Source organism: Paludibaculum fermentans (assembly GCF_051172195.1).
In the GTDB taxonomy this organism is placed as follows: domain Bacteria; phylum Acidobacteriota; class Terriglobia; order Bryobacterales; family Bryobacteraceae; genus Paludibaculum; species Paludibaculum fermentans_A.
Window position 1 is genome coordinate 3,818,725 of record NZ_JBPJAQ010000001.1, and the last position, 26,251, is coordinate 3,844,975.

Here is a 26,251-nt window from a genome sequence, read left to right on the forward strand (position 1 = left end):
TATTAAGTGAAGGTGCTCTTGGGCATCATCAGGAGGGCGACATGAGCCTCAAAGACCGTTTAGAGCTGGAACGCGAGATTCTGGAAAAGATTGAGCAGGGCCGTGAAGGCTCGGCCGAAGAAGATTATGAAGCGCTGGAGCGCGCGATCATCGAGCGTGAGCTCGCTGAACTCGAAGAGCAAGTCCAGACTGAGCCGGAGCACGTTCTAGTGCGCCGCCGGAAGCACAACTAAGCGGCCTGTTTTGTAGCAGTTGAACCCTGACAATGGAATAGCCTGATACGCGGCCCGGAAGGTCGGCGTGCGCCCGCATAGTGCCCAACGGGGTTCCTATTCCTGGCGCAAAGCGATACCGGGATCGATGCGGGCCGCGGTGCGCCCTGGCAGAAGACATGCGATGAGGCTGGTGACCGCGAGGGTGCCTGCTGTAAAAAGCAACACTTTGGGATCGCGAGCGGTCACGCCGTAAAGCATGGCCTCCAGAAAGCGTCCAATGACGAGCCAGCCGAACGCCAGTCCGGTCGCCAGGCCCATCATCGGCGCTTTGATTCCGCTGGCCAGGACCAACTGCAGAAGGTCGGCCGTGCTGGCGCCTAACGCGCGACGCAGGCCCAGTTCCGGCGTACGGCTGCGCACGTTGTAGGCGATCACGCCATAGGTGCCGATGGCCGCCAAGGCCAACGCTACGGCAGCAAAGAGGCCCAACAGGACCACCTGGAAGCGCGGCCGGGCTAGTTCGCTATCTACCACCTCCTCCATCGCTAGGGGTCTGGCAAGCACAACCTGATCGTCCAGTGTCTTTAGCTCGCTGCGCATGGCGGCGATGATCTGGGCCGGGGGCTGGCTGGAGCGCACGACCGTGTCCACCGGGTTCAGCGGGAAGCTGTCGTAGGACAAGTAGAGCTCCGGTTGGGGCGCTTCGCGCAGGCCGCGGTGCCGGACATCTTTGATGACTCCCGTGATCCACATTGATGATTTGCCTTGGGGCAGTTGAAAGCCGACAGGCTGTTTGCCCCGGAGGAATTTGCGGACGAAGGCCTCGTTCACGGCCACCTGCGATTTGATCTTCGGATCGAAGGGCCCGCCAGCCGCCCAGCGCATGCCGAGCGCTTTGAAATAATCGCCGCCCACCGCACGTCCGCCCACCAGTTGCTCTTTCTCGGAGCCCGGGATGAAAATGCGAAGGTCCAGCAGCATGGTGTAGCGCAAGGGTAGGGAATTGGAGATTCCGGCGGACGAGACACCCGGAATCGTGGCCAGGCGGTCCAGCCAGGCGCGGCCGAAACGGGCTCGATCGTCCCTGGTTTTATAGCGGCTCGTAGGCAGGTCAATGCTGGCGGTAAAGATATGGTCGCGGTCGATGCCGATATCGATGTCGCGCATCGTAAGGAACGTCCTGACGAGCAGGCCCGCGGCGATCAGGACCACGGTGGTCAGACCCACCTGCAGCGCCACCATGGCTCCGGACCAACGGCGGCTGCCCCGGCTCATCCAGGGATGGCCCACCCGCAGGGCCTCATCCTTGGCTTCACTGGCCGCGCGCCAGGCGGGCAGCACCCCGAAGAGCAGGCCGGTGAGGATGGTGATGCTGAAAGCGAAGAGATAGATGATCCAATCGGGCGCGGTATTGGCCGTGCGCGGGATCGTGTCCGGATAGAGGCCGACGATTACCTGGTAGAGCAACTGGGAGACGAGCAGTCCGGCGGCTCCGCCGGCGAGGGAGAGCGCCATGGCCTCGGTGACCAGCTGCCGCATGACCCGAGCCAGTCCGGCGCCGAGCGCAGCCCGTACGGCCAGCTCGCGGCGACGCAGAACGACCTGCGCGAGCATCAGATTGGCCAGGTTGGCGCAGGCGATGAGCAGGACGCAGCCGGTGGCCGCAATCAAGGCCAGCAGCGCAGGGCGCAGCTGATAGCCCACCTCATCTTCCAGGGCCGAGAGCCAGATGCGGCGATGCTCGTCCGGGCCGGCGATGGTGGCCAGTTCGCTGGCGGCCTGGTCTGCCGGAATGCCCGGCTTGAGACGTCCGATGAGGAAGCTCGTATGGGTGGGGAGACGCATTCCGCCCACGCGCGCCCGGGAGAGCGGCATGAAGGCGTCCGGCTCCGCCCTGGTTCCGCGGAGAGCGGTTGAGCCACCGCGCGCAACCTGGATGAGGGGCGTCGCCAGGAATGAGTCGGGGACGATGCCGATGACGCGGCAAAGACTGCCGTCGGCCTCGATTTCCGAGCCCACGATGCCTGGGTTGCCCGCAAAGCGGCGGCGCCAATAGCCCTCTCGGAGCAGGATGGCATTGTCCGATCCCAGGCTCATGTCGGTCTTCGAGAAGGAGCGGCCCGCCAGCAGGGGGGTGCCCAGGGTCTCGAAGAAGTCCTGGGAAACCATGCCCGTGAAGACCTGCTCGGGGTTGCCCTGGCCGATGATGGTGACGCTCCAGGGCCGGAAGGAAGCGAATGAGGTGAAGGTCAGGCTGCTGTTGCGCCACTTCTCGATCAGGACGTTATCGGGGGGCGTTCGCGCCTCCTTGTCCTCGATCCAAACCTGGACCAACCGGGCGGGTGCGGAGTAGGGCAGCGGCTTCAGCATCACGTTCCAGATCACGCGAAAGACGGCGATGTTCATGCCGGCGCCCAGCGCGATGGTCAGGATGGCCGTGACGGCCACCAGAGGCCGTTTGCGCCAGATGCGGAGCGCGAGGCGGAGGTCCTGCAGGACAGTCTCCAGCCAGCGGGCGAGCTTCACGTCCCGGCTTTCCTCCAGGATGCGGGCCGTACTGCCCAGGCGTCGCTGCGCTTCAGCCGGGCTGAGCCCGAGATCGGCGGCACGCTGTTCGGCATGGAAGCGCAGCTCATCGTTGAGGTCGCGATCCAGCTCATCCTTGCGAAAAACGTTCCTAAGTCTGGAAAACCACGACACTTGCGACCTCTTTCAGGCGAGCCGGAGGATGCGGTCGACCGCCGCTGTGGAGGTGCGCCAGCGTTGCTCTTCTTCCTGCAACTGGCGGCGGCCGGTCTCGGTGATCTCGTAGATGCGGGCGCGGCGTTTGTTTTCAGTGACGGCCCATTCCGCCTGGATCCAACCGGCTTCTTCCAGGCGGTGGAGGGCCGGATAGAGCGAGCCTTCCTCGACGCTGAGCGCCTCGTCGGAGAGGTGCTCGATCTTGAGGGTGATGGCGTAACCGTGTTGGGGGCCGGTTTGGGCGAGGATCTTGAGGACCAGAAGCGGGAGGGAACCCTGGGGGAAAGTGACCTTGGCCATGCTTAGTTTGCTTACCTACGCAACTGAGTATGAAGCGACCGGCCGGTTCAGTCAAGGGCCGAGTGGTAGAGCCAGCGGGGAGGCAATGCGGACAATTTTATGAAGATTAGCCAGGCTGCGGCTAGACTGAGATCATGATGCGACTGCCAACCGGGTTCCTCCTGGCGGCGATGGCCGCTGTGATTCTGCCGGCGGTGCAGGGTGCGCCGGCCCCTTTGGGTTTGGGCCAGGTGGTGATCCTGGTGGGGCCTCCAGGCAGCGGCAAGAGCGTGCAGGCGCGGAACCTGAGCAAGAAGTACAAGGTGCCAGTGATTTCGGTGGCGGACCTGGCTCTGCGTGCGATGCGCGGCCAGGGCTCGGCGCGCGGCGGGAAGGTCCAACTGGCGAACTCGGGTGAACTGTTGAGCGACGAGGCGGCGATCGAGTTGATCAGCGCCCGGGCGGGCCAGGCTGATACGGGCAAAGGCTTCATTCTGGACGGCTATCCCGGTTCGGAGGCGCAGGCGAAGTTCCTCGACTCGTTTCTTACGACACGATCACTGCAGGCGCCGAAAGTTGTCGTGCTGGAAGTCCCGGACGAGATTGTGCGGGTGCGCATGTTGAAGCGCAAGAGCGTCGACGACACTCCGGAGAACATCGACCGGCGGCTGGCGGATTACCACAGGGAAGAGAGCTTCCTGAATTCCTGGTATACGCCGCGCAACACCGTCAGGGTGGATGGAACGAAGCCGCCCGGGCAAGTCTTTCTGGAGATCGAAGACGGCCTAGTGAAGGTCTTCGATCGCGGGGACTTCAAGACGCGTGAGGCAGCTCCGCGCTAGCCATCGTTGAGGCGCGCCGCTTGAGGGCGATCATCACCCTCCTCCAGGTAGGATAGATGGGTGACTTCGATTCGAACCCGGCGTCTGAATCTCAGCCTGATGCCGGAAGAGTTCCTGGAAGCATCGGCGGCCGGCCAGTGGATAGAGGCGGCCAGGATCCTGGGCGGCAGCATCCCACCGGAGTGGTGGCTGGAGCGGGACCTGGTGGCCCTGCGACTGGCGGATTTGCGTGCGGATGCGCGCTATCAGCCTTGGTCGCTGCGAGCCATGATGCACCGCGAGACGAAGGTGATGGTGGGGTTCTGCGGCTTTCACACGGTACCGAATCCGGCCTATCTCGAGTCCTGGGCTACGGATGCGGTGGAGTTCGGCTACACGGTCTTCCCGGGGTTCCGGAACAAGGGTTTCGCGACCGAAGCGGCGCAGGGGCTGATGCGTTGGGCATCGCGGAAGCAAGGCGTGAAGAAGTTCGTCGTCTCGATTTCGGCCGCCAATCACCCTTCCGCGGCGGTGGCGCGGAAGCTGGGGTTCACGCGCGTGGGTGTGCGCATGGATCCGGTCGATGGGCTGGAAGAGATCTACATCTCCGAGGCGCCGCGTTCCGGACAGGGCTGGCGGGTGCTGTCGCTGATTGGCGCGGCGGCTGGACGGCGGGTGCGCCGGACCTTCGCCGCCTCGGAATAGCGCCGCGGGCTCACTCGACAGTCAACCGGCGGAGTGCGGGTTCGGGGATGGATTCCCGCGGATCAAACTCCGGGCCCGTGGTGTAGCGCAGCAATGAATCGAACAGCGCGATGGCCTCCGGATAGGCTTCATCGAAGTGCTCCCGCAAACGAAGCGTGGTGACCAGAAGCCGGCCTGTCCCTACTTTGCCCTCCACCGCATAGGCCATGCGGGAGAGATTCTTGGTCTTGCTGAGGAAGGACGACGTGGTGCGGATGCCGCCCACGATGGGCTGAATCCCCGCGGGCCAGTTGTCGATGGGCAGGGGAAAGGCCCCGTCGATCAGGTTATAAAACTGCAGGTCGGCCAGGCCGTCATGGGGAAAGCCCGAGAGAGCCGGGTGTTCCAGGATCATGGTGCCGGCCGCGCCTCCGGAGGCAGGAAAGAACTCGACACCGCGGCGCTCCACGGTCTGCCGCAGCATCAGCCAGACACGGCCGCCGGCGTGGAGATGAGCCAAGGCGGCGGCATCCAGATCCTCTGTGATCAGCAGGCTGCCGGCGGTCAGTTTCGCTGAGCGGGCCTGCAGCCAAGGATATTGGCGGCTGAGGGCGGCCAGGCGGAGGTTGGACACGACGGGTAAGGCTGCGGCAGCGGTCTGCCGGGGCTTGGGATAGGCCCAGAACTGCCAGGCGTTGGTGTACTCGCCGTGGCGGGTGTCGAGGGTCAGGCGCAGTTCCAGTTTCCTCGCGACCGGCGCGGCGCCTGCGTCAAGCGGGATCGTGGCGATCGTGGACACTTTGCCCAACTCGGCTTCCACCCCGGACAGGACGGCGCCCGCGATGCGCTTGCCGCCATCCAGCAATGCCCAGGTGAGGCGGCCGTCGTGCACGGCTTCAGCGCCATAGTTGGAAACCCGCACGCCCACCTGCCTGGGCTCGCCCGCCCATAGCGTGCGATTGTCGACGCCCGCATCCAGCATGAGCAGGACAGGGGTGTTCAGTGCACGGCCCTCTTCCGGAGTAATGCCTTTGGGCCTCCAGAAGTAGTCGAACCAGCCTTCCTCCCACGAGTCGCCTTCGCCGGTGCCGCCCGGATAGTCGACGATCAGCCAGTAGTGATAGCCGCTCACCTCCGCATGCCCGCGCACCTTCTCGATCTGGTATTTGCGACCCAGTTGCTGCAGGCGCTGGGAGTTGCGCACGTAAGCCGGGTAGATGGACTCCAGGTGGTTCGCCGCGACCCACTTCGATTTGGCGTCGAGCCAGGTGGGCAGCAGCACTCCGGTGAACTGCTCTTTCAGGCTGATATCGGGCAGGGAGCAGTAGTATTGCCCGAACTCGTGGCGCACGGTAGGCCGGTCGGCCGGAGCGCCGCGATAGAGGCTCACCATGTCGGTGGGACGCATGTCGAAACCGTCATTGGAGAGGATGAGCGTCGCGGGCGCTAGTTCCTTGCCGGTCTTGTAGAAGTCAGCCACGGAGGAGAGAAACTCGGCGCGGTCTGGATCCGTTTTCAGCCAGTCGAGGTTGAACTCGTTGCCGAAGGCCAGGCTGAGCAGGGAGGGATGGTTGCGGTAAGCGAGCAACGCGCTGGTGAGCTCGCGCTTGAGGAAGTCGCGATGGGCGAAGAAATACTGCGTGTAGGCGGCAGGCAACTCGGCCATGACGAGCATGCCCACTTCGTCCGCGGCCTCGAAATAGGCGGCTGGCGGCGTCATGGAGTGGAACCGGACGGCATTGAAGCCAAAGCTCTTGGAGAGTTTCAGGCGTTCCGCGAAGACGGCCTTCGAGGAGGGCGGAAAACCGGTGAGCACCTCGACGTTGTCGTCCCCATAGCCTCGCAGGTAGAGGGGTTTTCCATTTAGCAGGATTGTGCCGCCGCGTGTGGCCACTTCGCGGTAGCCGAAGCGTTGGTCCAGGCGATCGATGGCGCGGCCCTGGTCCAGTAGTTGGATCGAGGCGGTGAGCAGTTGCGGATTATCTGGCGACCACAGGCGCAGTTTTGCGGCATCGATCTCCACAAATGCCTGCGGGTCAGCGGCTGTTGCGGCAATGTCCTGGCTGGCCGGGGGCGCGCCCGGTACGGCCACGCTGACGGTGAGCGGTCTGTTCTGGCCAGGGGCGTCCACGCGGATCCGGAAAGAGACGCGGCGGCGGCTGGTGTCGGACGTAACAAGTACGGAGGACAGGCGGATGCGGGGCTCGGAGGCAAGTTCCACCGATCCGAAAATGCCGCCCCAATTGCCGATGTAGTTCAGCATGCCTGTCGGCATCAGGGGCTTCTGGAGGTCGGGTGAGGCCTCGATGGCGACGGGCGGATTCTCGATCCTCAGCACGATCGAATTGGCGGCGCCGGGCCGGATGGCGCTGCTGATGTCGAACTCGAAGGGCGCGCTGAAGCCGTCGTGGCCGCCGAGTTCGACTCCATTCACGAAGAGGGTGACCCGGCGGTGTGCGCCGCCCAACCGGAGGATGGTCCGCTGGCCAGTCCAATTGGCGGGGACGTCCACGCTGCGGCGGTACCAGGCCGTGCCTTCGAAGCTGTGGCGCAATTGGGGAGAAGCTGGGCCGAAGCCCTGGGCCTGCCAGGCGCCGGGTACGGCGATCTTGTCGGGGAACGGATCCGGTGTGGAGAACCACTTCTGCTGGAGCCCTGAGTTGGCCGGGTCGAGCCGGAATTGCCAGGTTCCGTTGAGGTCCAACTGTTGCCGGGCGGGCTCGGCCCCAGGGAGGGCCGGGAGCAGGGCCAGTGCTGCTAGAAGCGCAGTCAGTAATCCGGAACGAAGACCATCCATGCCTATTTATGACTGGTTTGAGGGATCCGGCACAACGCATGAGACGATCCGGCACGGCGTGCAATCCAATGGGCTGGAAACCGGCCCGCGTCGCCTGGTTCGTTCTAAAATAGTCCGGTGCCAAGGGGGAGGGGAATTCATCTATACCAATAGGTGATAAATGTACGTATGGCGATCAAAACGATTCTCGGCCGGCTTCCGGCCTTACTGTTCGCGACGCTCGCCGGCGGGGGTGCGGTGATGACCGCGGCGACCGGAACTTTCCCTGACCCCGTGGTTGATGCCAAGCCCGCTCCGGGCAGGCAGACGGCGGTGCTGGCCGGCGGCTGTTTCTGGTGCACCGAGGCGGTCTTCGAGATGGTGGAAGGCGTGGATGACGTGATCTCCGGCTATGCCGGCGGCACCAAAGACAGCGCCAAGTATGACATCGTCTCCACGGGCCGGACGGGCCACGCCGAGTCGATTCTCATTACGTTTGAGCCGTCGAAGATCTCGTATGGCCAGTTACTGAAGATCTTCTTCAGTGTGGCGCACGACCCGACCTCGCTCAACCGCCAGGGCGCCGATATCGGGCCGCAGTACCGCAGCGCGGTCTTCTATGCCAATGAGGAACAGAAGCGCGTAGCGGAGGCTTACATCAAGCAGATCAACGAGGCACAGGTGCTGAAAAAGCCCATCGTGACCCAGGTGGTGCCGCTGGACAAGTTCTACACAGCCGAAAACTACCATCAGAACTACGCCACGCTGAACCACGAGAATCCGTACATCGTGAACGTGTCAGACCCTAAGGTGGAGAAGCTTAAGAAGCTCTACCCGGGTTGCGTGCGTAAGCGGAAGTAATGGCGCAAGCGCGCCGCTATCTGGCTCGCTCCAGTCGACGGAACAGGAGCAGGGCGCCTGCCGTGAGTACCGCCAGGACGGACCAGGCAGGCACACCCAGGAGTCCTGAAATCGTGACCGGGCCTAAGTCGTACCACTTCATGAGGGTGGAGGACAGCAGCCCGTAGAACTCGGCGAAGATAGCGGAACCCGCGAACATGCCGAGGATTCCGAATAGAGCATCGCGCTGGCCTTCGGCGGCGGCGGCGACCCCGGTCCCGGGACAGTAGCCCAGCAGAACCATACCCACGCCGAATACCAGGCCGCCCAGGGTCACTGCGATCAGCGGCGCCGGTTTCACGTGGAGCGCCGCCAGGCCCATCCACTTCAGGGTATAAACGCCAATGCCGCCCACGACGATGGCGGTGAGCATCGTCTTCAGGACGGTGAAGTCGCGCAGCAGGAATTGTCCGACGATCACACGGAACTTTGCCACGTGGCCTTTCTGGAGGAAGAAGCCGAACAGAAAGCCCGTAAACAGGCCCAGCAGCAGTCGCGGAGCGGTGTCAGTCAAGGTTGGACTCCTTCCCATACAGCACAAACGCTGTTGCCAGGCCGGAGAGGAACAGGCAGGCGAAGAAGAGCCAGCCGGACACGGCCAGTTGCAGGGACCCGCTAATGCCGTTGCCGCTGGTGCAGCCTCCGGCCAGGCGCGCCCCGAACGCGATAATCACGCCGCCCACGAAGGCCGCGGCGTAGCGGGCCGCGGGGGAGGGACCGAACCGGCGTCGCCAGAGGGCGGGGATGGTGGACTCCGGTTTGTCTCCGGAGAGCCGGGCGCTCACCCAGGCGCCGAGGAAAATTCCCGCGACCAGCATCCACTCCCAGTCCACGGCGGGCGGGAATTTCTTGAAATACGGGTTGGCGTCGACATAGGCGGGGGCGAAGGTTCGCTCCACCATGCCGGCGGTTTTGGCCAGGGCGGTGGAGACCCCCAGCGGCCGGTCCGCCGTGACAAACGCAAACCACGACAGCACGCCGATCAGGCTGCCCACGGCATAGGGCGACCAACGGCGCAGGCTCAGGATGTTCATCGAAACGCTCTCTTCCGGGTGCGGGCGGAATCCAGGCGGAGTTCTGCCGCCTGGGGAGAGAGATGCAAATGAGGCAGCTTGGTGACACTCCGGCAATGCGTCTCCGCTTTCGGTGGAAACTGGATCCATGGCATCCACGGACTGGGCAACCTTACTCGACCAGGGCGAATTCCCAGCGGCCCTTGAGGCTTGGCGGGCCTGCTTCGACGCCGACGTTGATTCGCTCGAAGCCACCTGGGCGCGAGCCGAGATCGAGGAACGCTGGGGTGATTTCTTCTTTTTCGGCAGGGAACCCGGCGCTTCGCCTCATTTTCACGCCGCGCTGGAGGCACTGGTTCCGCCAGGTGTGATGTTCACCTCGCTGGAGGAAAACGACCGGCGCATGGAAGCCCACGGCCGCGTCATGAATAAGCTGTACGCACTCGACGGGTCGGGCCTGCCGCGCGCCGGCAATGACGGTGCACCGCATCCGAATGCCCGGCTGGCCGTGCCTCCGCCGCTGCGCGTGACCTTGCCGGAAGCGCCTGTGGTGGCAGAGCGCCGCGAAGCCGTCTCGCGAGCCCGGGAGACCCGCATACAGCAGGAATTGCCGGCTGCCGCGCTTTTCCGCGATGCGGGTCACTGGCAGCATCACCTGCTCGGCCAGATGTGGAGCGACGCCGGGGGGGCCCTGGGTCCCCTGCTACCGGATGAAGCCCGCCGGGCCTATAGTTGGAGCCTATACTGGTTCGGCCTGTACAACGCAGCGTGGAGCGCGAACCTGCCCGCGTCCCGCTGGGACTCCGATGGCGGACAGGAGTTGTTGGAGGTCCAGCAGGCTCTCTCGGTGCTGGGTATGCGAGCCTCGGAGACGGTATGTCCGGAATGGATCGATGCGTTGCTGGACGGAGGCTGGGAAGAGGCGCTGGCGGCTCTGCATGGGCAAGCACCACTAGAGCACTTTCTGCCGCTCACGAAACTGCTGGCCACCGTGTGCCGGGCGGCGGGCGCCGAAGAGGCAGCGCAGTTTCTCATGCCGAATTCGTGATGGGAATGGGGCGGTGTGAGAGGCCCCATGAGGCCGCCGCTAGACGCGCACCAGTGCCTTGCCCGTGTTCTCACCGCGGAACAGGCCGATGAATGCCCTGGGCGTGCTCTCGAGGCCCTCATAGACCGTCTCCTCACACCGCAGGCGGCCTTCCTTCAGCCAGAGAGCCATCTGCTTTCGGCCCTCGGCGAACCGGCTCGCCCAACGCGTCACGATAAAACCTTCCACCCTGAGCTGCTTCACCAGGATCTCCGTGAAGGGTCGGCGGCCCACATCCTGCGACCTGTCGTTGTATTGCGAGATCTGGCCGCACACCGAGACACGGCCCCGGAAGTTCATCAGGGCCATGGCGGCGTCCGTCAGCTCTCCGCCCGCGTTGTCGAAGTAGCAGTCTATGCCGTTGGGGCAAACGCGCCGCAGGGATTCCTTATAGGGCAGCTCCGTACGGTAGTTGAGTGCCGCATCGAAACCCAGGGACCGGATGTACTCCGCTTTGGCATCGGTGCCGACGGTGCCCACCGCGCGGCAGCCTAGAATCTTGGCGATCTGGCCTACTGCGGACCCGACGGCACCGGCCGCTCCCGATACCAGTACGGTCTCGCCCGCTTTGGGAGCGCAGAGCTCGATCAGGCCGAAATAGGCTGTCATGCCCGTACCGCCCAGCAGTCCGAGGGCTGTCTGGATGGGCGCTTCATGGGGATCCACCAGCCGGACCCTGGCGGCATCCACCGCCGCGTAGTCCTGCCAGCCCCACATGCCGGCTACGAAGTCGCCTTTTTTGAAATGGGGAGTTTGTGACTCGACCACCTGGCCGGTGGCCGCGCTTTCCATCAGCGAGCCTGTGAGGATGGGATCGACGTAGGTACGGACGCCGCTGATGCGCCCGCGCAGGTAGGGATCCACGGAAATCCAGAGGGAACGCACCAGCACGCCGTTTGTGGGGCAAGCGGGGATTGCCTCCTCCTCCAGCAGGAAATCAGATTCCTGCGGCATCCCCTCCGGCACCCGGGCCAATAGAAAACGGCGATTGCGATCGGGTAAGGTCATGCATTCACACTACGCCGATCTCAGGGGTGAGGAAACAGAGCTGCGTGCGAACCAGCGCGTCACGATTCGCACGCGGCGTTCACCTAAGCATGCCGAGCAGGTAGAGCAGCAGGACGAGCAGCAGGATGGTCCCAAGCCCAATCCCGGCGCCTCCGCCGTAGCCCCAGCGGCTATGGCCGTAGTAACCGCCGCCTCCGCCCAGTACCAATATCAGAATGATCAATAGGATCAACATACAGCAGATTCCTTTTCCGCCAGCCCCAGTGGAGCCGGCTGCGGACTACCTTGCCTTCGAAGTGGCCACAAGCGCAACGCCGCCAAGCAGTGCCGCCGCGCCAGCCACTGGCGGTAGCGGAACATTGTGCGACTTCTCCCGCGTTGCCTCAATCGGGCCCAAGTCGACGACCTTCTCCTTGGTCGTGTAAGTAAAGCCGCCCCAGGCCAGTCCGATCAGGCCCAGGACGATCAGGACGACTCCCAGCGTTTTCTGCATTGTGGTTTCCTTTCGTGGCGGTGTTGCGCGGCGGAGGCTCCAGGCGGCCCGAAGCTTGCTCCCGGCTGTGGCGCCGTCCGCCGCACGGTTGTTGGGCTACTTTTCGAATACCTTCTGGATCTGGCCGGCCTTCTTCTGGAGCTTGCCGGCGATCTTTTCACCCTGGCCTTCACCCTTCAACTTCGGGTTGTCGGTGATTTCGCCAACCTTCTCCTTGACCTTGCCTTTGACCTCGTGGAACTTGCCCTCCACTTGGTTCTTTGTGCTCGAATTCATTGAGTTCTCCTTGTTGGGGTCTGCCAGCACGCCCCGGCGATGTCGTCAACGGCGGGACGGAGATGCTCTCCGCGCCGCGTCCCGAATCGCAACCGGTTGAACCGGGCCATTCGAAACAGCAGGGCGGGGGCTGAATGATGCTCGACTATGGGAGATCATTCCGCTGGCACAACCACGCCCGGCTGCAACCCCGGGACTCGGCCGCCCATTGGACGTCCAGGTCTCAGGATTGTTCGCGGCGGATCGCATCTGCGTTTCCTAATGCACACGAAGGTCCAGAGTGCTGTTCGGTAAAAATCCATGGCGCTGGAGGGCCGAACGGGGCAAATTTGAGGTAAAACGGGCCAAAGCGGGCAATGCCGCACGGCAATTTCTACCCGTTCCGCCAGTCCATCCTTGTCTGCGTCGTAGATAGGATCGGCTCCAATCACCTGCGGATCAACCGCACCCATACGGCCTTCAGATACCTTCCATCCAGTCAACGTTGTGAGCGAGAGCCAATGCACTGACCAAATCAGGTCAACTGACCGCACGGCGTTAGTGGGTTAGTCTGCCGGGACTGGATCCGGCCGCTGCGGGTGTGCTTCGACATGGTTTACGGTTTCCATCGCCGGCTACGGTTCGGACCTTCACCTGCAATGGAAAGACTGTCTTCGAGTCGTAATGGAGAAGTTCACCATGCATGTCAAACGAATCGCCAGTATCGCCGCCCTGTCGGTCCTCTTAGGGACCTGTGTGCCGGTCATGGCAGGCCAAGGGCAAGAAAAGGAAAAAGAGAAGCAGGGCAAGGGCGAGAAGCGTGAAGGCAAGCCGCAGCAGGCAGAGCCGCGCGGGCAGCAGCAGCGGGGCGGGCCGCCTGCGCAACAGGAGCGCGCCCGTCCTCAGTCGCGCGAGCAGCAGCATCAGCCTCAAGCTCAGCAGTCGCCTCGCCCGCAGGCCGGGCCGCCTCAGCAACAACATCGGGCGCAGGATGAGCAGCGCCAGCGGCAGCAGCGCGAACAGTCACGGCCCCAACCGCAGCAGCAGGCGCCGCGCCGGCAAGAGCAGCGCAGTTACCAGGCTCCTCCACAACGTTCACGCCAGGATGCGATGTCCTGGCAGCAGAAGCGCGGCTGGGTGCGCCCGGGCGCCTGGCAAGGCCAGCGCGATTGGCAGCAATCCCGCGCCCGGCACTGGGAAACCGAGCACCGCGAATGGCGGCAGCGCGGCGGTTACGGCGGATACTTCATCCCGGCCGATCGCTATTCGCTGCAATTCGGCCCGCAGCACTACTTCCGCATCCGCAGCCGGCCGGTCATGTACATGGGCTTCCCGCGCTTCGAATACGGCGGATTCTCCTTCATGATGGTGGATCCGTGGCCGGAATACTGGGCTGAGAACTGGTATGACCAGGACGACGTCTATGTCGAGTATGACGATGGCTACTATCTCTACAACCGCCAATACCCACGTGTGCGGCTCGCCATCACCGTGGTGCTGTAAATCGATCGATGCGAACGTGACCCGCGCGCGTCAGGGGACATCAAACCCCTGGCGCGCGTTTCCCTTTGCAGTGGGTCACTGCTTCGTCACGTGATCGAGAATGTTCGCGTTCGAAATCGTCGTCTCACCATTGTCGGACTGCAGGACGATGTGCGTCGCCGTGATGGCGCGCAGAACTCCCTGCTGGCCGGCGATCTCCAGCGGCTTGCCCATGGTCAGTACCTTGCGGGCATAGAATCCGGCCGTGATGTTGCGGATGACGTCGCGCGTCCCCAAGCCAAAGGACAGTCCGAAAGCCAGCGAGGCGCCCCCCAGCACCAGTCCGGTCACAATCCGCACGATGTCGGTGTCGATCTTCAGTTGTGCGATGGCCATCATGGCGCACACAAAGAGGATCGCGCCGGAGACCAGCTTACCCAGCGCGGGTGCGAACTCAATCCCTGAACTCTCGGCCGACTGGCTGACAATCTGTCCGATGAACTGTCCGGCGGTACTGCCCAGAATCAGCAGCACCAGCGCCGCGAAAATATTCGGCAGGTACGCGAAAAATGCCCCGATCGCACCCGAGATGGCGTCCAATCCCAGCGCATCGCCCGCGGTTCGGGCCAGGACCAGCAGAATCAGGAAATAGGCGAGGCGGGGCAGCAGGACGGTCAACTCCTGACGGATGCCGATCCTGTGGATCGCCTGGTCGATGCCGGCCCTCGCCACCAGGTCGTCCAGCCGCATGCGGACCAATGCTTTTCGCAGAATGCGCTCAACTAGTTTTGCGATGAGCAGGGCCGCCGCGGCCAGCAGCAGGCCGACTACGACTTTGGGGGCCGCGGCGATGGTGGAATCCAACAGCCCACCGAAGGCCTGTATGAGTTTTTCCTTCACGGCAACTACTCCTTGTCCTTGCTCACCGTCTTCACCACGTGGCCCAGCAGTCGTGCCATCTCGAGCAGGGTCACCTTTGGCAGGTGCCAGGAGTAACCCGCCACCTGGGCCGCGGTGGTCCGCCGGTGAATACTCCTGCGAACCTTGGCTACGAAGGCCGGAGACGTTTCCAACTCCTGGTCTCTCAGCGCCAGGATTGCCTGCCCTGTCTCCTGGTCCACCGGCTTGCCGTTCTCCGGGTTCACTGTGCCACCCTCCCGGCCGCCGCTGCTTCCTCCACGGCATACCGGAACCGGAACAGCTCCCGCGCGCGTTTGATACGCATCTTCACCGCGGACAGTCCGATGCCCAGCGAAGCCGCTATTTCCTCATACGAGAGTTCGTCCATATCGCACATCACCAGCGGGATGCGGAGGGTGGATGGCATCGAGTTCAGGATCTCGCCCACCCGCTGCCGCTGCCCTTCCTCTTCCAGTTTTCGTTCAGCTTCGGCCGGCACGTGCAGTTGTTCGTGCAGTTCCATTGACGAGTCGTCGAGGGAGAGCGACTCTTTGCCCCCGCGCTTCTTTAAGTGATTCAGGCAGTGGTGTACCTTGATCCGCTGCAGCCAGTGGCGAAAGGTGGAGCGCCCCTCGAACGTGCGCAAAGCGAAGAATGCCTTCACGAACACCTCCTGTGCCAGATCCTCCGAATTGTTCTCATCGCGGGTCAGGTAACGGCAGTCCGCCAGAATTCGCTTCTGGTAAAGCTCAATCAGCTGCTCAAAGGCCCTCAGGTCACCTTCGGGCGCCTCCCTGACGGCGCGCAGAAGTTCCTCGTCGCGATCTTCCCACTCGTGTCCGGACTCATCCGCCATGCGATGAGCATCTCATAACTTCGGACTTCCTGGCTTAAAACAGAATCTTGCATCTTGTTTCAAGAATGAGATGAGGACCCTGTCTTTCCTGGCTGCGGAGAGCTCCTGGCTGCCGCAACATTTTCCGGCCGCACTGTTTCCGCCGCCCGCGAAATGAAAAAGGGGATCGGGGCAATCCTCCGGCCCCGATCCCGTCGCCTCCGATTCCTACTACCGGGCGAACGTGAATCCGAGTCCGGTAGTGTAAAGCAGATCGTTGGCCAACCGTCCCGGTACCGGATTGCTCAGGTACCTGTCGCTGACCGAGACATTCCAGGTCAACCACTTTGTCAACGCCGTGGTCGCGCCCACGTCGAAGTTCATGCGGTATTGCCCGGTCGTCGAAAGGTTGTTGAACATGCGGAAGCTCTGCACCAGGCTGGTTCTGGCGCTCAGCTTGTAGGCCAGGTCGTCGCCCCAGTAAGCTTCGGCCGAGTTGCGGGTGAACGCCGCCTTCGGGGCGGGGTCGAACTTTTCACGATTCCAGGCGCCGCCGCCCACCAGGTCCAGCGTGCCGTTCTTCCCTTTCCAGGCGTGAAAGCCGGCGCCGCCGCCCAGTACGACGCGCAAGTCCAGTGACTGGAACTTGTCGTACTCATAGTCGTTGAAGCCGTTCAGGAACAGCCTACTCGTCAGGTTCCGGCTGTAACCCCACCCGCCGCGAATCGCATTCGCAGTCTGCGCATTCACGCCGTTGATGGTGGCCGACGACCGGATGGAGTTGAAGTAGGCAGTGGTCCGGCTGGTGCTCGAAACGCGTGCGAAATTCAACGGTGTCGTGATCACGAGTGTCTTCGCATTGCCCTTAGTGCCCGCCAGGCTCAGGCTTCCGTTGACGGTCCACAGGTCCAGCAGGCCCGGATGACGGAACCGTTCGTACGCTCTCTGTTCCGCGTCGTTCCTCAGCGCGACGATACCGCCGGGTTCGACCACGCGTGGACCACCAGGCGCCTCGACCGCGACGCGGCCATCCTGGGTCTGGATGTTGGCCTTCACCGTCTGGTCGCCGGCCAGCACCACGTTCAGCGGCTGGTCGGTCTTCACGGTTTGGATGTCGTCCCACTTGAGGGTCACCGCTCCGAAGTTCTTGCTAAGGATGGTGACGGTCTGGCCATCCTTTTTGACGATACTGCCGGTCACGCGATCGCCGTCCTTCAGCACGATCTGATCGCCCATCGCTGTGACGAGAGTCATGGCCGTCAGGAAGCACACTCCGGGCAGCGCTTTGAGATTGAGAGTTGACATGGTGTTCTTCCGCTTGTCCTGTCAGCCCGCCAGTTGCGAAGTGCAGTGCGGGCACCGCGTGGCCGGAATCGGGATCGCGGTGAAGCAAAACGTGCAGTCCTTGGTAACGGCTGCCGCCGGGGGCGCCGGTTTTTGCAGCTTGCTGGCCGCGCGCACGACCACGAAGATGACGAAGGCGACGATCAGGAAATTGATCACTGAGTTGAGGAACGTGCCGTAGGCGATCACTGGGGCCGCCGCCGCTTTCGCCGCTGCCAGGGATGCATAGTGCTGTCCATTCAACGTCAGGAACAGTTCCTTGAAATCGATGCCGCTCAGCAGCATGCCGATGGGCGGCATGATGATGTCGTTCACCATCGAGGTCACGATGGCGCCGAACGCCGCTCCGATGATGACCGCCACCGCCAGGTCCAATACGTTGCCCTTCATGACGAAGGCTTTGAAATCTTTCAACATTCCGGTTTCCTTATTTCTGCTTACTGCTGTCCGAGATGGGTGCTGCTTCCACGGGGTTACTTCTGCTTGGCGATGACCTTGTCCTTGATCTTCGAGTAGACGGTGGCGGGCAGGATCTTTTTGTCCACCAGCTCGTTCTTGCCTTTGTAGGGGCGGCCTTTGACGATCCGTTCACCGTACGCTTTGCCGATACCCGGCAATGCTTCCAGCTGATCGATCGTGGCGGAATTGAGATCCAGCAGGTCTGCTGCCGGAGCTGTTTTGGCTGCCTGGGTGGCGGCCTTGGTGGCGGTTTGCGGAGCCGCAAATAGCGAGGCCGCGATCAGCAGCGCGGGCACGAGTTGAATGATCTTCATGGGGTCAAATTCTCCTTGAACCGAAATGTTTTCGCCGGACACGATCAGGGCTTGTCATCAGTGGCAAACGTGTTGAGTTCCGCTGCTCCAGCCAGTGCCGGGTACAGTAGACCGGACAGGATCGCGCCAACGATGGGTGCGACCCAGAACAGCCACAATTGCTCAATCGCCCATCCGCCAACGAAGAATGCCGGTCCCGTGCTGCGCGCGGGATTGACCGACAGGTTCGTTACCGGGATGCCGATGAGGTGAATCAGTGTGAGGCCGAGACCGATCGCCACAGGTGCGAAGCCCGAAGGCGCCCTGCGGTCTGTCGCGCCCAGGATGATGAACAGGAAGAAGAACGTAAGCACGACTTCGGCGAGCAGGCAGGCCAGCATCGAATAGCCGCCTGGCGAGTGCACGCCAAACCCGTTTGATGCGAAGCCGCCGCTGGCGTCGAAGCCGGCTTTGCCGCTGGCAATTACGTACAGGACCCCGGCTCCGGCGATGGCGCCAGCCGTCTGCGAAGCGACATAAGCCGGTAGCTCTTCCAGGGGAAAGCGCTTGGCCGCCACCAGCCCAATCGAGACCGCCGGATTCAGATGACACCCGGAGATATGTCCGATGGCATAGGCCATGGTGAGCACTGTGAGGCCGAAGGCCAGCGCCACACCGGCAAAGCCGATGCCAAGACCTGGGAATGCGGCGGCCAGGACGGCACTGCCGCACCCTCCAAATACGAGCCAGAACGTGCCGAGGAATTCCGCTGAACAGCGGTTGAGGAGACGAATTGGGTTCTTCATGGGGAGCGTTTGGTTGCTGGACGTTGGCCGGGCCTGTCCGCCAACTGGCGCCGCCAGGGCGCCGCGGATGGCCCGTTTCAAGTTAGAAATCTTCCCTTCCATTCCCTCTGACAGCCGGCCCCTGGCGGAAGTCACATCCGCCACGAAAAAATTAGAGGAGCATGTGGCGCAATGCGACTGGGGCCAGCGAGGTGGGTGGGCCGAGGTTTGGCCGGGGCAGGGAAGCCGGGCCCAATACGGCCCGGTTCGTCAGCAGGTTGGACGTTGTGAGGAGCTTCGCGTCAGCGCGCCAGGGCCAGCAGTTCGGCCACCCGCCGCTGGATCTCGCCCCGGTCCATCGTCCGATACTCGTCCGGCAGCAGGCTGCGCGAAGTGCACTCCAGCACTGCCACCAGATTCTGCAGCTCGATCTCGTCAGGGTAGCTGGGTGGAATGAAGTCGGCGATAGCGGCCTTCAGGTCATCGACATCCACAGTGGTGTCGCCTTCCAGCGCGCTCTTCATCCGGGCTCGCACCAGTACGGCTTCCGTATCGGCGCCCGAGAGCCGGCCCGCATTAGCCAGGAAGAACTGTTCGGCTTCCTCTGACGCCACACGGGTTCCGGTCTTCTTCTGCATGGCGCGCAGCATCGCCAGCCGCTCGCCGTCGGTCCGCGGATAGAACAGGGCGATGTGCTCTTCCGCCCGCCCTTGCCGCTTCAGGTCCACTGGCAGCAGATCCGGCCGGCAGGTCAGCAGAAACCAGATGACTTTGCCGCGCAGCTCCGTGTTGCCCATGAACTGCGCGATCTGCGCGAACACACGGTTGCCTACGCCGCTGTCTCCTGAGCTCGACCGGTCGCCCAGTTGAGCATCCGCCTCGTCCACCACGACTGCGATGGGGCTCATCGCTTTCAGCAGCGTCAATACTCGTTCCAGATTGGCCTCGGTGACACCCTGCCACATGCTGCGGAAGTTCTTCAGCATGACCGCCGGAATCCCCACCTCGCCCGCGAAGCAGTTCGTCAGGAACGTCTTGCCGGTGCCCACCGGACCGGAGATGACATAGCCCATGGGCAGCACGTCGAAGCGGCCCGCCCGCAGCGCCGCCGCCGCGTCTTGCAGCTTCTTCTTGGCTTGATCCAGACCCGCCACCATCGAGAGGTCAAAGCGGCTTTGCACGAACTCCAGCAGTCCGCCCGACTCGGCTTCGATCAGTTCCTTCTTCAGCCGCGTGAGAAAGGCCACCGTCAGCGGCTGTTTGTTCTCACAGGCGTGCGAAATCAGGTTTTGCAGTTGGACGCGCTTCAAGCCTGCGCCCAGCTTCGCCAGAGTCTCGGCCGTCACCTCGGAGCCTTCCGGCAGCGGAGTGGCCGCCATCTGCCATTTGACGAACTCGATGCGCTCCGCCTCGTCCGGTAAGGGGATCTCGATTGCCGAGACGCCCGGATTCTGCACCAGCCCCGCATTCAGCGCCGCCAGGCTCTCAGTGATCAGGCAAACCGTGAAATCGGCCTTTAGGAAGTTCTGGTTCTGCGCCCAGCGCTTCAGCATCACCAGGCAATTGCGGTCTTCTGATCCCATCGACGCCGAGTCGCTGGCCGGGACAATCGAGTCCGCGAAATCCAGCATCAGCGCTATCTTCTTGTGGTCCATCACCCGCAGCCGCAGGTAGCTCTCGATAAGGGTCAGCACCGCGTCCGGATTGCGCGGTAGCCCCTGTGTGTATTTCGTACCGTGGAACGAATCGTAGCCCACAAGGGCCCGTTGGAAATCGGCCTGCACGTCATTGTTCGCGAACGTGATGCCGCCGCCCCGGTCGTAACTCAGCACCAGGTCGCGGCGCCCGAACAGCCCCTCGTTCAGGAACCTGGACAACGGCACATACTCTGTGCGGTCGCCCCGCCGCCATGGCACCAGGTCGTGCACATTGCCGTGCAGCACGAACATGGCGAGCGTCCGCGAATAGTACTTCTCAGAGAGCCGGCGCGCCCATGCGGGTAGCGGCTCCAGCGGGGAGGGCGGTGTGGTCGAGCTCATATTCAGTTCCGGACACGGTTCTGCTGCGGGGGATCCCCGCCGGCGTCGGGCAGGCGCAGTTCATCGCTCTCCTGCGCGGTGAGAGCATAAATCTCTTCCATCTCGCGTACGCTCTGCTCGGTCTGTTCCACATCGAGTACCAGGTTCTCGAGCTGCGCGCTCACTTCCTGCGGGTCGCGCATCGTCACCGACTGGTCGCGGATCAGTTGCAATACGTCCTCGATCGCGGCGCACTGCGCGTCGATCACCTGCCGGTTCTCCTGGATCTTCTCGAACTTCGTCACGCGCTTGCGCAGGATCTCAATCCGCCGCCGGTTGATCTCCTGCACCTTCGGTGTGTTCTTCTCCAGCGACTTTTCGAGGAACGCCACCTCGCTCCGCACCTGATCCGCATTCAGCGACTTCAAGTACTCGCGGTGCGTGTTGGCCGTGAACAGAAGCCGCACGTAGCCTTCCAGCAGGCCGTCCAACCGCTCCGCCATCTGCCGTGCAAAGATCTGCGAGCTGGCCGAAAGCTGTTGGTAGTTGGTACGGATCGCCTGCGACACCTGCTGGACGAACGCATACCGGCTGCGCATCTCCGGCGGCAGGTTCTTGTACATTTCTTCCAGCCGCTTGTCGTGCTCTCGTTTTTCGCCGGCATACTTCCACGACCGCACCAGCCGCCGGAACCGGCTGCTCTGCGGCACCAGGGCGACGTACATCAATTCCAGCCCCGCGGCCAGGATCAACGGCAGCCCGGTGCCCGAAACAACTGCGAACGCCGCCGCTCCGGCCAGGCCGATCCAGTTGTACTGCCACTTCAGGGCCGCCTTGACGTAGTCCTGCTGCGAAAGGCCCGCTTCGTCCAGCTTGTGGTTGATAGCACCCTTCAACTCGGTACCGAAACTGGGCTTGTCATTGGGCATGTGCGACGCGTATGTCTGCTAATCGATTGTATAAGGGTGCGCCGGCCAACCGCCACGGCTTCTAAACGCTGACGCGCACCTGGCCCGCGCCACCAGCCCTGCGCAATCGCGCCAGGGCGTGCGCCTCGACGTCCTGGAACTCACGCTGCTCCTTCAACCCCTGGTCGCGGGGCCGTCCGAACGGGACCGGAATCTCCTCCACAATCGTGCCTGGGCGCGAACTGACGATATACATCCGGTCCGCCAGGAACACCGCCTCCGCCACATCGTGCGTGACGAACAGCACCGTGGCCGCCGTCTCGTCCCAGATGCGCAGCAGCAGGTCCTGCATCTCATTGCGCGTTTGTGCGTCCAGGGCCCCGAATGGCTCGTCCATCAGCAGCACCTGCGGCCGCACCGCCAGCGATCGCGCGATGGCCACCCGTTGCTGCATGCCGCCCGAAAGCGTATGAGGATAGGCGTTCTCAAACCCCCGCAGCCCCACCGCGTCAATCAGGTGCGACACAATCTCCTTCCGCTCAGCCTCTGGCGTGCCCTTGATCGTCAGCCCGTATTCGATGTTCTTCGAGACCGTCAGCCAGGCGAACGACGTGTACTTCTGGAACACCATGCCGCGGTCCGAGCCCGGCCCTGTTACCGGCCGCCCATTCATCAGCACCTCGCCCTGCGTGGGAAAGTCCAGACCCGCGATCATCCGCAGAATCGTCGACTTGCCGCAGCCCGACGGACCCAGCAACACCCGAAACTCCCCAATGTCCCGGCCATCGGGAGCGAACTCGTCCTCCACTTCGAAGTTCACGTCACGCAGCGCCTCGATCTTCTCGCCGGCGGCGTTGGTGAAGACCCGGGCTACATTGCGGAGGATAATCTTACTTTTTTGTTGCATGGCCGGTAGGAACGGGCGGAGCCGCTGTGCGAAGCGCCGGTTGTTGCCAGGGGAATAGCCGGCTCTCCAGAGCCGTCAGCAGCCATCGGAACAGGAATGCCGCGACGCCGATCGCGATGATGCCCGCATACACTCGCTCAAAATCCAGAACCTTGCGCGCCGCTTCCACCATGTAGCCCACGCCGCGCCGCGAATTCACCATCTCGGCCAGAATCACATAAGTCCAGCCAATGTCGTAGAGGATTCGGAACGAACCGAAGATCGCCGGAAACGACGCCCGGAACAACAGCCATACCGCCTGCGGTACGTTGGCACCCAGCGTGTAGGCCGTCTCCAGCAGCGCATTGTCTACCTTATTCACTTCTTCCACCACCAGCGACAACAGGTAGAAGAACATCCCGAAGAACAGGAACCCTACCTTCATCCCCTCGTCCATGCCGAACAGGGCGATGAACGCCGGAAGGAAGGCGGTGATCGGCATCGACCGCATCGGCGCCGCCACCGGGTTCACAAAGTGATACACCCACGGGAAGCTGCCCATGATCAGGCCAAGCGGTATGGCTACCACCACGCACCAGCCGAACGCCTGCGCAATCCGCCACCAGCTCTGGAACACATTGCCCAGCAGGTCGTACTCGGTCCATAGCCGGACCATCGCTGTCACGACGCCCGCCGGGTCCGGCAGCGCCAGCGGCGGCAGCAGGTCGCCGCGCGTCAGCACAAACCACACCACCACCACCAACGTCCACGCAGCGACGCCGAGTCCCAATTGCCACTGCTTCGCAAGGGGCCGGCGGATAGTGGATGTGTGTGCCATTATTGTCCCGCCGGATTCGCGTAAATCTTGATATCCGTGCGGCGGTTCTTCTCGCGGCCCTCAGGCGTGTCGTTGTTGTCGATCGGCTTGTCCGGACCATTCCCAGCGGTCCGCATGCGGTTGGCCGGGTAGCCGTACTTCTTCATGAGATAGCTCTTCACCGTCTCGGCCCGTTCCCGCGAGAGGGACATGTTGACCTCGCGCGAACCCGTGGCGTCGGAGTTGCCGTCGATGTCCACCACCGTATTCTCATACGCCCGCATCATGCCGCCGATCTCATCCACCACAGCCCGCGAATCCATACTCATCGCCGCCGAGTTCGTCTCAAAGTAGATCGCCCGGCGCTGCGTCGCGATCGGCGTTGCTCCCTTGGGCGGAGCCTTGTACTCGATGGGCGCCTCGGTCGAGGTCGACGAGAACTTGCCCTCCATGCCGGCCACGTACCGCCGGTCCACACTGCCCTCCAGATCCGGCACGCCCTTGACTAGCCGCATCTCGCGATACATGTCCTGCGCCATGCCCATGATGTTGTGATAGTCGCTGCCCGCGCCCTGGCCGAAAAACGCCTTGTTGTCGGCGTAGTCGCTCAGCCGCACGCCTTCCAACATCGTCTTTGCCAGATCGGCCGGGATGTTGAAGTCCTTGATCGTCCCGATCAGCGTATGTGCCCGCGACGGCTGCTGCTTGATGAACTCCACGCCCTCCAGCCAGCCTTCCAGGAACTTCCGCAGGGTCTGCGGGGAGGCATTCGAGAACCGGTCGCTCACCACCAGGATGTCCGCGATCAAACGGTTCGCCACGCGCGTGTCGTAGATCTTCTTCGATCCCTTGCGCTTCGCCACCGCGTCGCTCATGTCCGGATCCCAGGCCACCGCCGCGTCCACCTTCTGTTGCGCGAAGAGTGTCGCCGGCTCGATGCCGTCCTTAGTATGTACGGCCTTGGCAAAGATCTCCGTCCGCTGCTCCGTCGTCAGGCCGGACGTCTTCAGTCCGTTCCACAGCAGGAAGTGCGACGGCGTGTATGGCGCGAACGCCACACTCTTGCCTGCCAGGTCTTCAATGCTGTTGACGCCCTGCTTGCCAATTACGCCGTCAGCGCCGCGCGACCAGTCCACCATGTAGACTGCCCGGGCGTGGAAACCCTTCTCGGCGAGCTGCGCGTAATCCTTGGCCCAGACATCGGCCGTCGTCAGCATGACATCGACATTGTTCGACGCCAGCGCGGCCGTGCCTTCCGTCCAGTCGTCAATGATCTTGAACGAAACCTTGATGCCCTTCTTGTCATAGATCGAGCCTGGCGCGGTATCCAGGCCGCCGTTGGCCACCAGGCCGCCCACGCAGCCCACCCAGATATTCACCCTGACTCGGACTTCGTTCGATTCCTTGTCGCCCGTTGTGGGCAGCGGCTTCGACGTATCGACAGCCGACTTGGTCGCCGCCCTCTCGCCGCCCTTACCCAGCAAGCCCGACAGGTTCACCACCCCATACCGGTCCAGGCTGTAGCCGACCAGGCCCAAGCCCAGCACAAAGATGAACGCCCACCCGCCTTTTTCGATTCGTATTGCCATGATTGCCTCTTAGGTCGCTTCCTGTAACTAGCTGGTGCGATCCTGCTCGCGGCCGCCGATTGTCTTCTCCGGCGCCGGTGTCGACGCCGAAGGCGTCATCAATCCCATCTCCGCCTTGAACTGCTTCACCAGTTCGGCCGCGCGCAGCTTCTCGGCGTCTTCTTCAATCTGGAACCGCTGCTGGTCCACATTGCCGATTGCCATCTCCATCCGCGCCTCGTTCACCGCCGTCGTCTCTTCGATCTTCCGCACCATCTCATCGTGCGTCTGGCTGATCCCCGCAACTTCAAACTGCTCCATGGCATCGGCCACCTGCTTCTGCCACTTCGAACGGCGGTAATCGCGAATCGCGTTCATCGCCTCGTTCGTCTTCCGTTCTTTCTCGCGCAGGAACGCCTTTTTGACGTTTAGGGCCTTGTCGTAAGCCGACCGTGCCGTCGTCAACTGGCCCTGCGTGCGCGCCAGCGCTCCGCGCAGTTGCTCCAGTTGGATGGCAAACTGCCCTGCCAGATCGTCCCGACCTGCCTGAATGCTGGCCTTGACCTTGGCCCCCAGGTCATTCAGTTGAGCCTGATACTTCGACTCTTCCTTCTCCAGCAGCGTCACGTTGGCCTTCACCATCGCGATGCTCTCATTCATCCGCGGAACCTGATCGTTCATGTCGCGAATGTTCTGCTCGAGGATGAGTTCGGGATCCTCGGCAATGGAGATGAAGAAACCGAAAAACGAACGAAAGATCCGCGACAGGCGGTTCATCATGAATCACTGCTCCTTCCCGGCTAATTGCCGGGTACTTTACTGGACTCTGCCTTTGCCGGCACCGCGGGGCCGGTGGTGATTGGGTTTTCCGGCACAAACGGAGCCACCGCATCAAAGATCCGGCGCTCTTCCTGCTGCTTCTGGAATCGCCAGCCCTGCAGGCGCTCGCGCTCTTTCGTGACTTCGTCGTTGTTGGCCTGGATCTTCGCCCGCAACTCGTTCAGCACCCGGTCGGCTTCCGCTTGTAGGTTCTTGTTTTCGTCGGCCTTGCGGGTTTCCAGTTGATCCAGCGCCCGCTGCTGCACCGCTTCAAACGTATCCAGCGCCCGGTCGCGATGCACCGCGTCCTCAATGATCTCCTGCAGTTTCACGCCCGCCGCATCCAGGGCCAGCAACACTGAACTGCGCTTGATCTCCACCGGCAGGCTGCGAATGTGTTCGCTCTTCAGCATGTCGGCAATCTTGAAGATGGTGAAGCCGTGGGCCGGCACACGCACCTCGGCGGCATCGTAAATCTGGGCAAACGAGGCCGGATCCGCCACCGGGTTGGCAAACTTCGGCGCGGGTGTTGGTTGAATGGAATGGGCCAGGCTCGCGATCTCGTCGGCCGCGCTCACTGGAGCCGCCGCACCCGGTCCCGCGGTGCTCTCGCCGGTCTCGCCGCCTGAAGCCGGCTCCCCCGTCACAGAGTCCACCGAAACGAAGTAGTTGTACCACTTCTTGCTCATCGCAGCTTTTCCCTCACGGTAAGCGTAGGACTATGAATGGATTAAAGTCAAACCATACCCTGCCCTGGACAGGTCCAGGACCTCACTGGGCTAATCGAGGGTCACAAGGACCATCCGCCCGGGGTACTTCACTTTTTGCTCGATCGACATCACAGGGTGTCTGGAATCGGTCACA

29 protein-coding genes are annotated in these 26,251 nt (G+C 62.8%); 6 read left to right on the forward strand and 23 right to left on the reverse strand.

From position 1 onward, the window contains the following. Positions 1-41: 41 nt before the first annotated feature. Complete coding sequence (locus tag ACR9Y2_RS15490; protein ID WP_435042292.1) at positions 42-233, forward strand: hypothetical protein; 192 nt, start codon at positions 42-44, stop codon at positions 231-233. A 96-nt stretch (positions 234-329) separates the two neighbouring features. Here ACR9Y2_RS15490 and ACR9Y2_RS15495 read toward each other — a convergent pair whose 3' ends face one another. Beyond that, a complete protein-coding gene (locus tag ACR9Y2_RS15495; protein WP_435042293.1) occupies positions 330-2,915 on the reverse strand; it encodes an ADOP family duplicated permease in 2,586 nt (861 codons plus the stop codon). Between the two features lie 12 nt (positions 2,916-2,927). Further along, on the reverse strand, positions 2,928-3,257 hold the full coding sequence (locus ACR9Y2_RS15500; protein ID WP_435042294.1) for a PadR family transcriptional regulator: 330 nt from the start codon (positions 3,255-3,257) through the stop codon (positions 2,928-2,930). Positions 3,258-3,391: 134 nt separating this feature from the next. On the opposite strand from ACR9Y2_RS15500, the gene ACR9Y2_RS15505 reads away from it, so the two are divergent. Both ACR9Y2_RS15505 and ACR9Y2_RS15510 read left to right on the forward strand, forming a co-directional pair. After that, positions 3,392-4,078, forward strand: a complete 687-nt coding sequence (locus ACR9Y2_RS15505) for an adenylate kinase family protein (RefSeq protein ID WP_435042296.1) — start codon at positions 3,392-3,394, stop codon at positions 4,076-4,078. 60 nt (positions 4,079-4,138) lie between these two features. Then, positions 4,139-4,762 (forward strand): GNAT family N-acetyltransferase, encoded by a 624-nt coding sequence (locus ACR9Y2_RS15510; RefSeq protein ID WP_435042297.1) that lies wholly within the window; start codon positions 4,139-4,141, stop codon positions 4,760-4,762. A gap of 10 nt (positions 4,763-4,772) precedes the next feature. Here the strand turns inward: ACR9Y2_RS15510 and ACR9Y2_RS15515 are convergent, their stop codons facing one another. Continuing rightward, on the reverse strand, positions 4,773-7,538 hold the full coding sequence (locus ACR9Y2_RS15515) for a glycoside hydrolase family 2 protein (RefSeq protein WP_435042298.1): 2,766 nt from the start codon (positions 7,536-7,538) through the stop codon (positions 4,773-4,775). 168 nt (positions 7,539-7,706) lie between these two features. Here ACR9Y2_RS15515 and msrA point away from each other — a divergent pair, with 168 nt between their 5' ends. Then, positions 7,707-8,378: a peptide-methionine (S)-S-oxide reductase MsrA gene (gene msrA, locus ACR9Y2_RS15520; RefSeq protein ID WP_435042299.1), complete on the forward strand. Its 672-nt coding sequence runs from the start codon at positions 7,707-7,709 to the stop codon at positions 8,376-8,378. A 16-nt stretch (positions 8,379-8,394) separates the two neighbouring features. Here msrA and ACR9Y2_RS15525 read toward each other — a convergent pair whose 3' ends face one another. Next, positions 8,395-8,931, reverse strand: a complete 537-nt coding sequence (locus ACR9Y2_RS15525; protein WP_435042300.1) for a YeeE/YedE thiosulfate transporter family protein — start codon at positions 8,929-8,931, stop codon at positions 8,395-8,397. After that, on the reverse strand, positions 8,924-9,451 hold the full coding sequence (locus ACR9Y2_RS15530; protein ID WP_435042301.1) for a YeeE/YedE thiosulfate transporter family protein: 528 nt from the start codon (positions 9,449-9,451) through the stop codon (positions 8,924-8,926). Before ACR9Y2_RS15530 ends, ACR9Y2_RS15525 begins: the two co-directional genes overlap by 8 nt. Before the next feature lie 127 nt (positions 9,452-9,578). Between ACR9Y2_RS15530 and ACR9Y2_RS15535 the strand changes: the two genes are divergently transcribed. After that, positions 9,579-10,478: a hypothetical protein gene (locus ACR9Y2_RS15535; protein WP_435042302.1), complete on the forward strand. Its 900-nt coding sequence runs from the start codon at positions 9,579-9,581 to the stop codon at positions 10,476-10,478. Positions 10,479-10,517: 39 nt separating this feature from the next. Here the strand turns inward: ACR9Y2_RS15535 and ACR9Y2_RS15540 are convergent, their stop codons facing one another. From ACR9Y2_RS15540 to ACR9Y2_RS15555, 4 genes are all read right to left on the reverse strand, one after another. Next, the gene (locus ACR9Y2_RS15540; RefSeq protein WP_435042303.1) at positions 10,518-11,525 is read right to left on the reverse strand and encodes an NADP-dependent oxidoreductase; all 1,008 of its coding nucleotides are present in this window, start codon (positions 11,523-11,525) and stop codon (positions 10,518-10,520) included. A gap of 79 nt (positions 11,526-11,604) precedes the next feature. Beyond that, the gene (locus tag ACR9Y2_RS15545; RefSeq protein WP_435044869.1) at positions 11,605-11,769 is read right to left on the reverse strand and encodes a DUF3309 family protein; all 165 of its coding nucleotides are present in this window, start codon (positions 11,767-11,769) and stop codon (positions 11,605-11,607) included. 36 nt (positions 11,770-11,805) lie between these two features. Then, positions 11,806-12,018, reverse strand: coding sequence for a DUF3185 domain-containing protein (locus ACR9Y2_RS15550; protein ID WP_435042304.1), 213 nt, complete (start codon positions 12,016-12,018; stop codon positions 11,806-11,808). Between the two features lie 96 nt (positions 12,019-12,114). Beyond that, positions 12,115-12,294: a CsbD family protein gene (locus tag ACR9Y2_RS15555; RefSeq protein ID WP_435042305.1), complete on the reverse strand. Its 180-nt coding sequence runs from the start codon at positions 12,292-12,294 to the stop codon at positions 12,115-12,117. Positions 12,295-12,957: 663 nt separating this feature from the next. Between ACR9Y2_RS15555 and ACR9Y2_RS15560 the strand changes: the two genes are divergently transcribed. After that, positions 12,958-13,776: a hypothetical protein gene (locus ACR9Y2_RS15560; RefSeq protein WP_435042306.1), complete on the forward strand. Its 819-nt coding sequence runs from the start codon at positions 12,958-12,960 to the stop codon at positions 13,774-13,776. A gap of 75 nt (positions 13,777-13,851) precedes the next feature. Here ACR9Y2_RS15560 and ACR9Y2_RS15565 read toward each other — a convergent pair whose 3' ends face one another. From ACR9Y2_RS15565 to ACR9Y2_RS15630, 14 genes are all read right to left on the reverse strand, one after another. Further along, positions 13,852-14,655 carry a mechanosensitive ion channel family protein gene (locus ACR9Y2_RS15565; RefSeq protein WP_435042307.1) on the reverse strand — a complete coding sequence of 268 codons (804 nt, stop codon included), beginning with the start codon at positions 14,653-14,655 and terminating at the stop codon, positions 13,852-13,854. A 5-nt stretch (positions 14,656-14,660) separates the two neighbouring features. After that, on the reverse strand, positions 14,661-14,900 hold the full coding sequence (locus tag ACR9Y2_RS15570; RefSeq protein ID WP_435042308.1) for a hypothetical protein: 240 nt from the start codon (positions 14,898-14,900) through the stop codon (positions 14,661-14,663). After that, positions 14,897-15,511: an RNA polymerase sigma factor gene (locus tag ACR9Y2_RS15575; protein WP_435042309.1), complete on the reverse strand. Its 615-nt coding sequence runs from the start codon at positions 15,509-15,511 to the stop codon at positions 14,897-14,899. Before ACR9Y2_RS15575 ends, ACR9Y2_RS15570 begins: the two co-directional genes overlap by 4 nt. A 210-nt stretch (positions 15,512-15,721) precedes the next feature. Continuing rightward, positions 15,722-16,795 carry a DUF481 domain-containing protein gene (locus ACR9Y2_RS15580; RefSeq protein WP_435042310.1) on the reverse strand — a complete coding sequence of 358 codons (1,074 nt, stop codon included), beginning with the start codon at positions 16,793-16,795 and terminating at the stop codon, positions 15,722-15,724. Positions 16,796-16,816: 21 nt separating this feature from the next. Continuing rightward, positions 16,817-17,251 (reverse strand): large conductance mechanosensitive channel protein MscL, encoded by a 435-nt coding sequence (mscL, locus tag ACR9Y2_RS15585; protein WP_435042311.1) that lies wholly within the window; start codon positions 17,249-17,251, stop codon positions 16,817-16,819. A 56-nt stretch (positions 17,252-17,307) separates the two neighbouring features. Beyond that, positions 17,308-17,607: a ComEA family DNA-binding protein gene (locus ACR9Y2_RS15590; RefSeq protein WP_435042312.1), complete on the reverse strand. Its 300-nt coding sequence runs from the start codon at positions 17,605-17,607 to the stop codon at positions 17,308-17,310. A gap of 44 nt (positions 17,608-17,651) precedes the next feature. Further along, positions 17,652-18,392, reverse strand: a complete 741-nt coding sequence (gene aqpZ / locus ACR9Y2_RS15595) for an aquaporin Z (protein ID WP_435042314.1) — start codon at positions 18,390-18,392, stop codon at positions 17,652-17,654. Between the two features lie 281 nt (positions 18,393-18,673). After that, positions 18,674-20,410, reverse strand: a complete 1,737-nt coding sequence (locus ACR9Y2_RS15600) for an ATP-binding protein (protein ID WP_435042315.1) — start codon at positions 20,408-20,410, stop codon at positions 18,674-18,676. A gap of 2 nt (positions 20,411-20,412) precedes the next feature. Next, the gene (locus tag ACR9Y2_RS15605; protein WP_435042316.1) at positions 20,413-21,318 is read right to left on the reverse strand and encodes a hypothetical protein; all 906 of its coding nucleotides are present in this window, start codon (positions 21,316-21,318) and stop codon (positions 20,413-20,415) included. Positions 21,319-21,379: 61 nt separating this feature from the next. Beyond that, positions 21,380-22,204, reverse strand: coding sequence for an ABC transporter ATP-binding protein (locus ACR9Y2_RS15610; RefSeq protein WP_435042317.1), 825 nt, complete (start codon positions 22,202-22,204; stop codon positions 21,380-21,382). Beyond that, complete coding sequence (locus tag ACR9Y2_RS15615) at positions 22,188-23,021, reverse strand: ABC transporter permease (protein WP_435042319.1); 834 nt, start codon at positions 23,019-23,021, stop codon at positions 22,188-22,190. Before ACR9Y2_RS15615 ends, ACR9Y2_RS15610 begins: the two co-directional genes overlap by 17 nt. Further along, the gene (locus ACR9Y2_RS15620; protein WP_435042320.1) at positions 23,021-24,589 is read right to left on the reverse strand and encodes a phosphate ABC transporter substrate-binding/OmpA family protein; all 1,569 of its coding nucleotides are present in this window, start codon (positions 24,587-24,589) and stop codon (positions 23,021-23,023) included. The genes ACR9Y2_RS15615 and ACR9Y2_RS15620 overlap by 1 nt, the downstream gene beginning before the upstream one ends. 27 nt (positions 24,590-24,616) lie before the next feature. Further along, positions 24,617-25,348, reverse strand: coding sequence for a PspA/IM30 family protein (locus tag ACR9Y2_RS15625; protein WP_435042321.1), 732 nt, complete (start codon positions 25,346-25,348; stop codon positions 24,617-24,619). Positions 25,349-25,368: 20 nt separating this feature from the next. Further along, positions 25,369-26,076, reverse strand: a complete 708-nt coding sequence (locus ACR9Y2_RS15630; protein ID WP_435042323.1) for a hypothetical protein — start codon at positions 26,074-26,076, stop codon at positions 25,369-25,371. Positions 26,077-26,251 lie beyond the last annotated feature (175 nt).

What these genes read in the sequence shown, in the direction of transcription:
- ACR9Y2_RS15490 (WP_435042292.1), top strand. Translation starts at nt 42, where the DNA reads ATGAGCCTCAAAGACCGTTTAGAGCTGGAACGCGAGATTCTGGAAAAG.
- ACR9Y2_RS15500 (WP_435042294.1), bottom strand. Translation starts at nt 3,257, where the DNA reads ATGGCCAAGGTCACTTTCCCCCAGGGTTCCCTCCCGCTTCTGGTCCTC.
- ACR9Y2_RS15505 (WP_435042296.1), top strand. Translation starts at nt 3,392, where the DNA reads ATGATGCGACTGCCAACCGGGTTCCTCCTGGCGGCGATGGCCGCTGTG.
- ACR9Y2_RS15515 (WP_435042298.1), bottom strand. Translation starts at nt 7,538, where the DNA reads ATGGATGGTCTTCGTTCCGGATTACTGACTGCGCTTCTAGCAGCACTG.
- msrA (WP_435042299.1), top strand. Translation starts at nt 7,707, where the DNA reads ATGGCGATCAAAACGATTCTCGGCCGGCTTCCGGCCTTACTGTTCGCG.
- ACR9Y2_RS15530 (WP_435042301.1), bottom strand. Translation starts at nt 9,451, where the DNA reads ATGAACATCCTGAGCCTGCGCCGTTGGTCGCCCTATGCCGTGGGCAGC.
- ACR9Y2_RS15535 (WP_435042302.1), top strand. Translation starts at nt 9,579, where the DNA reads ATGGCATCCACGGACTGGGCAACCTTACTCGACCAGGGCGAATTCCCA.
- ACR9Y2_RS15540 (WP_435042303.1), bottom strand. Translation starts at nt 11,525, where the DNA reads ATGACCTTACCCGATCGCAATCGCCGTTTTCTATTGGCCCGGGTGCCG.
- ACR9Y2_RS15550 (WP_435042304.1), bottom strand. Translation starts at nt 12,018, where the DNA reads ATGCAGAAAACGCTGGGAGTCGTCCTGATCGTCCTGGGCCTGATCGGA.
- ACR9Y2_RS15555 (WP_435042305.1), bottom strand. Translation starts at nt 12,294, where the DNA reads ATGAATTCGAGCACAAAGAACCAAGTGGAGGGCAAGTTCCACGAGGTC.
- ACR9Y2_RS15560 (WP_435042306.1), top strand. Translation starts at nt 12,958, where the DNA reads ATGGAGAAGTTCACCATGCATGTCAAACGAATCGCCAGTATCGCCGCC.
- ACR9Y2_RS15575 (WP_435042309.1), bottom strand. Translation starts at nt 15,511, where the DNA reads ATGGCGGATGAGTCCGGACACGAGTGGGAAGATCGCGACGAGGAACTT.
- ACR9Y2_RS15580 (WP_435042310.1), bottom strand. Translation starts at nt 16,795, where the DNA reads ATGTCAACTCTCAATCTCAAAGCGCTGCCCGGAGTGTGCTTCCTGACG.
- mscL (WP_435042311.1), bottom strand. Translation starts at nt 17,251, where the DNA reads ATGTTGAAAGATTTCAAAGCCTTCGTCATGAAGGGCAACGTATTGGAC.
- ACR9Y2_RS15590 (WP_435042312.1), bottom strand. Translation starts at nt 17,607, where the DNA reads ATGAAGATCATTCAACTCGTGCCCGCGCTGCTGATCGCGGCCTCGCTA.
- aqpZ (WP_435042314.1), bottom strand. Translation starts at nt 18,392, where the DNA reads ATGAAGAACCCAATTCGTCTCCTCAACCGCTGTTCAGCGGAATTCCTC.
- ACR9Y2_RS15600 (WP_435042315.1), bottom strand. Translation starts at nt 20,410, where the DNA reads ATGAGCTCGACCACACCGCCCTCCCCGCTGGAGCCGCTACCCGCATGG.
- ACR9Y2_RS15605 (WP_435042316.1), bottom strand. Translation starts at nt 21,318, where the DNA reads ATGCCCAATGACAAGCCCAGTTTCGGTACCGAGTTGAAGGGTGCTATC.
- ACR9Y2_RS15610 (WP_435042317.1), bottom strand. Translation starts at nt 22,204, where the DNA reads ATGCAACAAAAAAGTAAGATTATCCTCCGCAATGTAGCCCGGGTCTTC.
- ACR9Y2_RS15615 (WP_435042319.1), bottom strand. Translation starts at nt 23,021, where the DNA reads ATGGCACACACATCCACTATCCGCCGGCCCCTTGCGAAGCAGTGGCAA.
- ACR9Y2_RS15620 (WP_435042320.1), bottom strand. Translation starts at nt 24,589, where the DNA reads ATGGCAATACGAATCGAAAAAGGCGGGTGGGCGTTCATCTTTGTGCTG.
- ACR9Y2_RS15625 (WP_435042321.1), bottom strand. Translation starts at nt 25,348, where the DNA reads ATGATGAACCGCCTGTCGCGGATCTTTCGTTCGTTTTTCGGTTTCTTC.
- ACR9Y2_RS15630 (WP_435042323.1), bottom strand. Translation starts at nt 26,076, where the DNA reads ATGAGCAAGAAGTGGTACAACTACTTCGTTTCGGTGGACTCTGTGACG.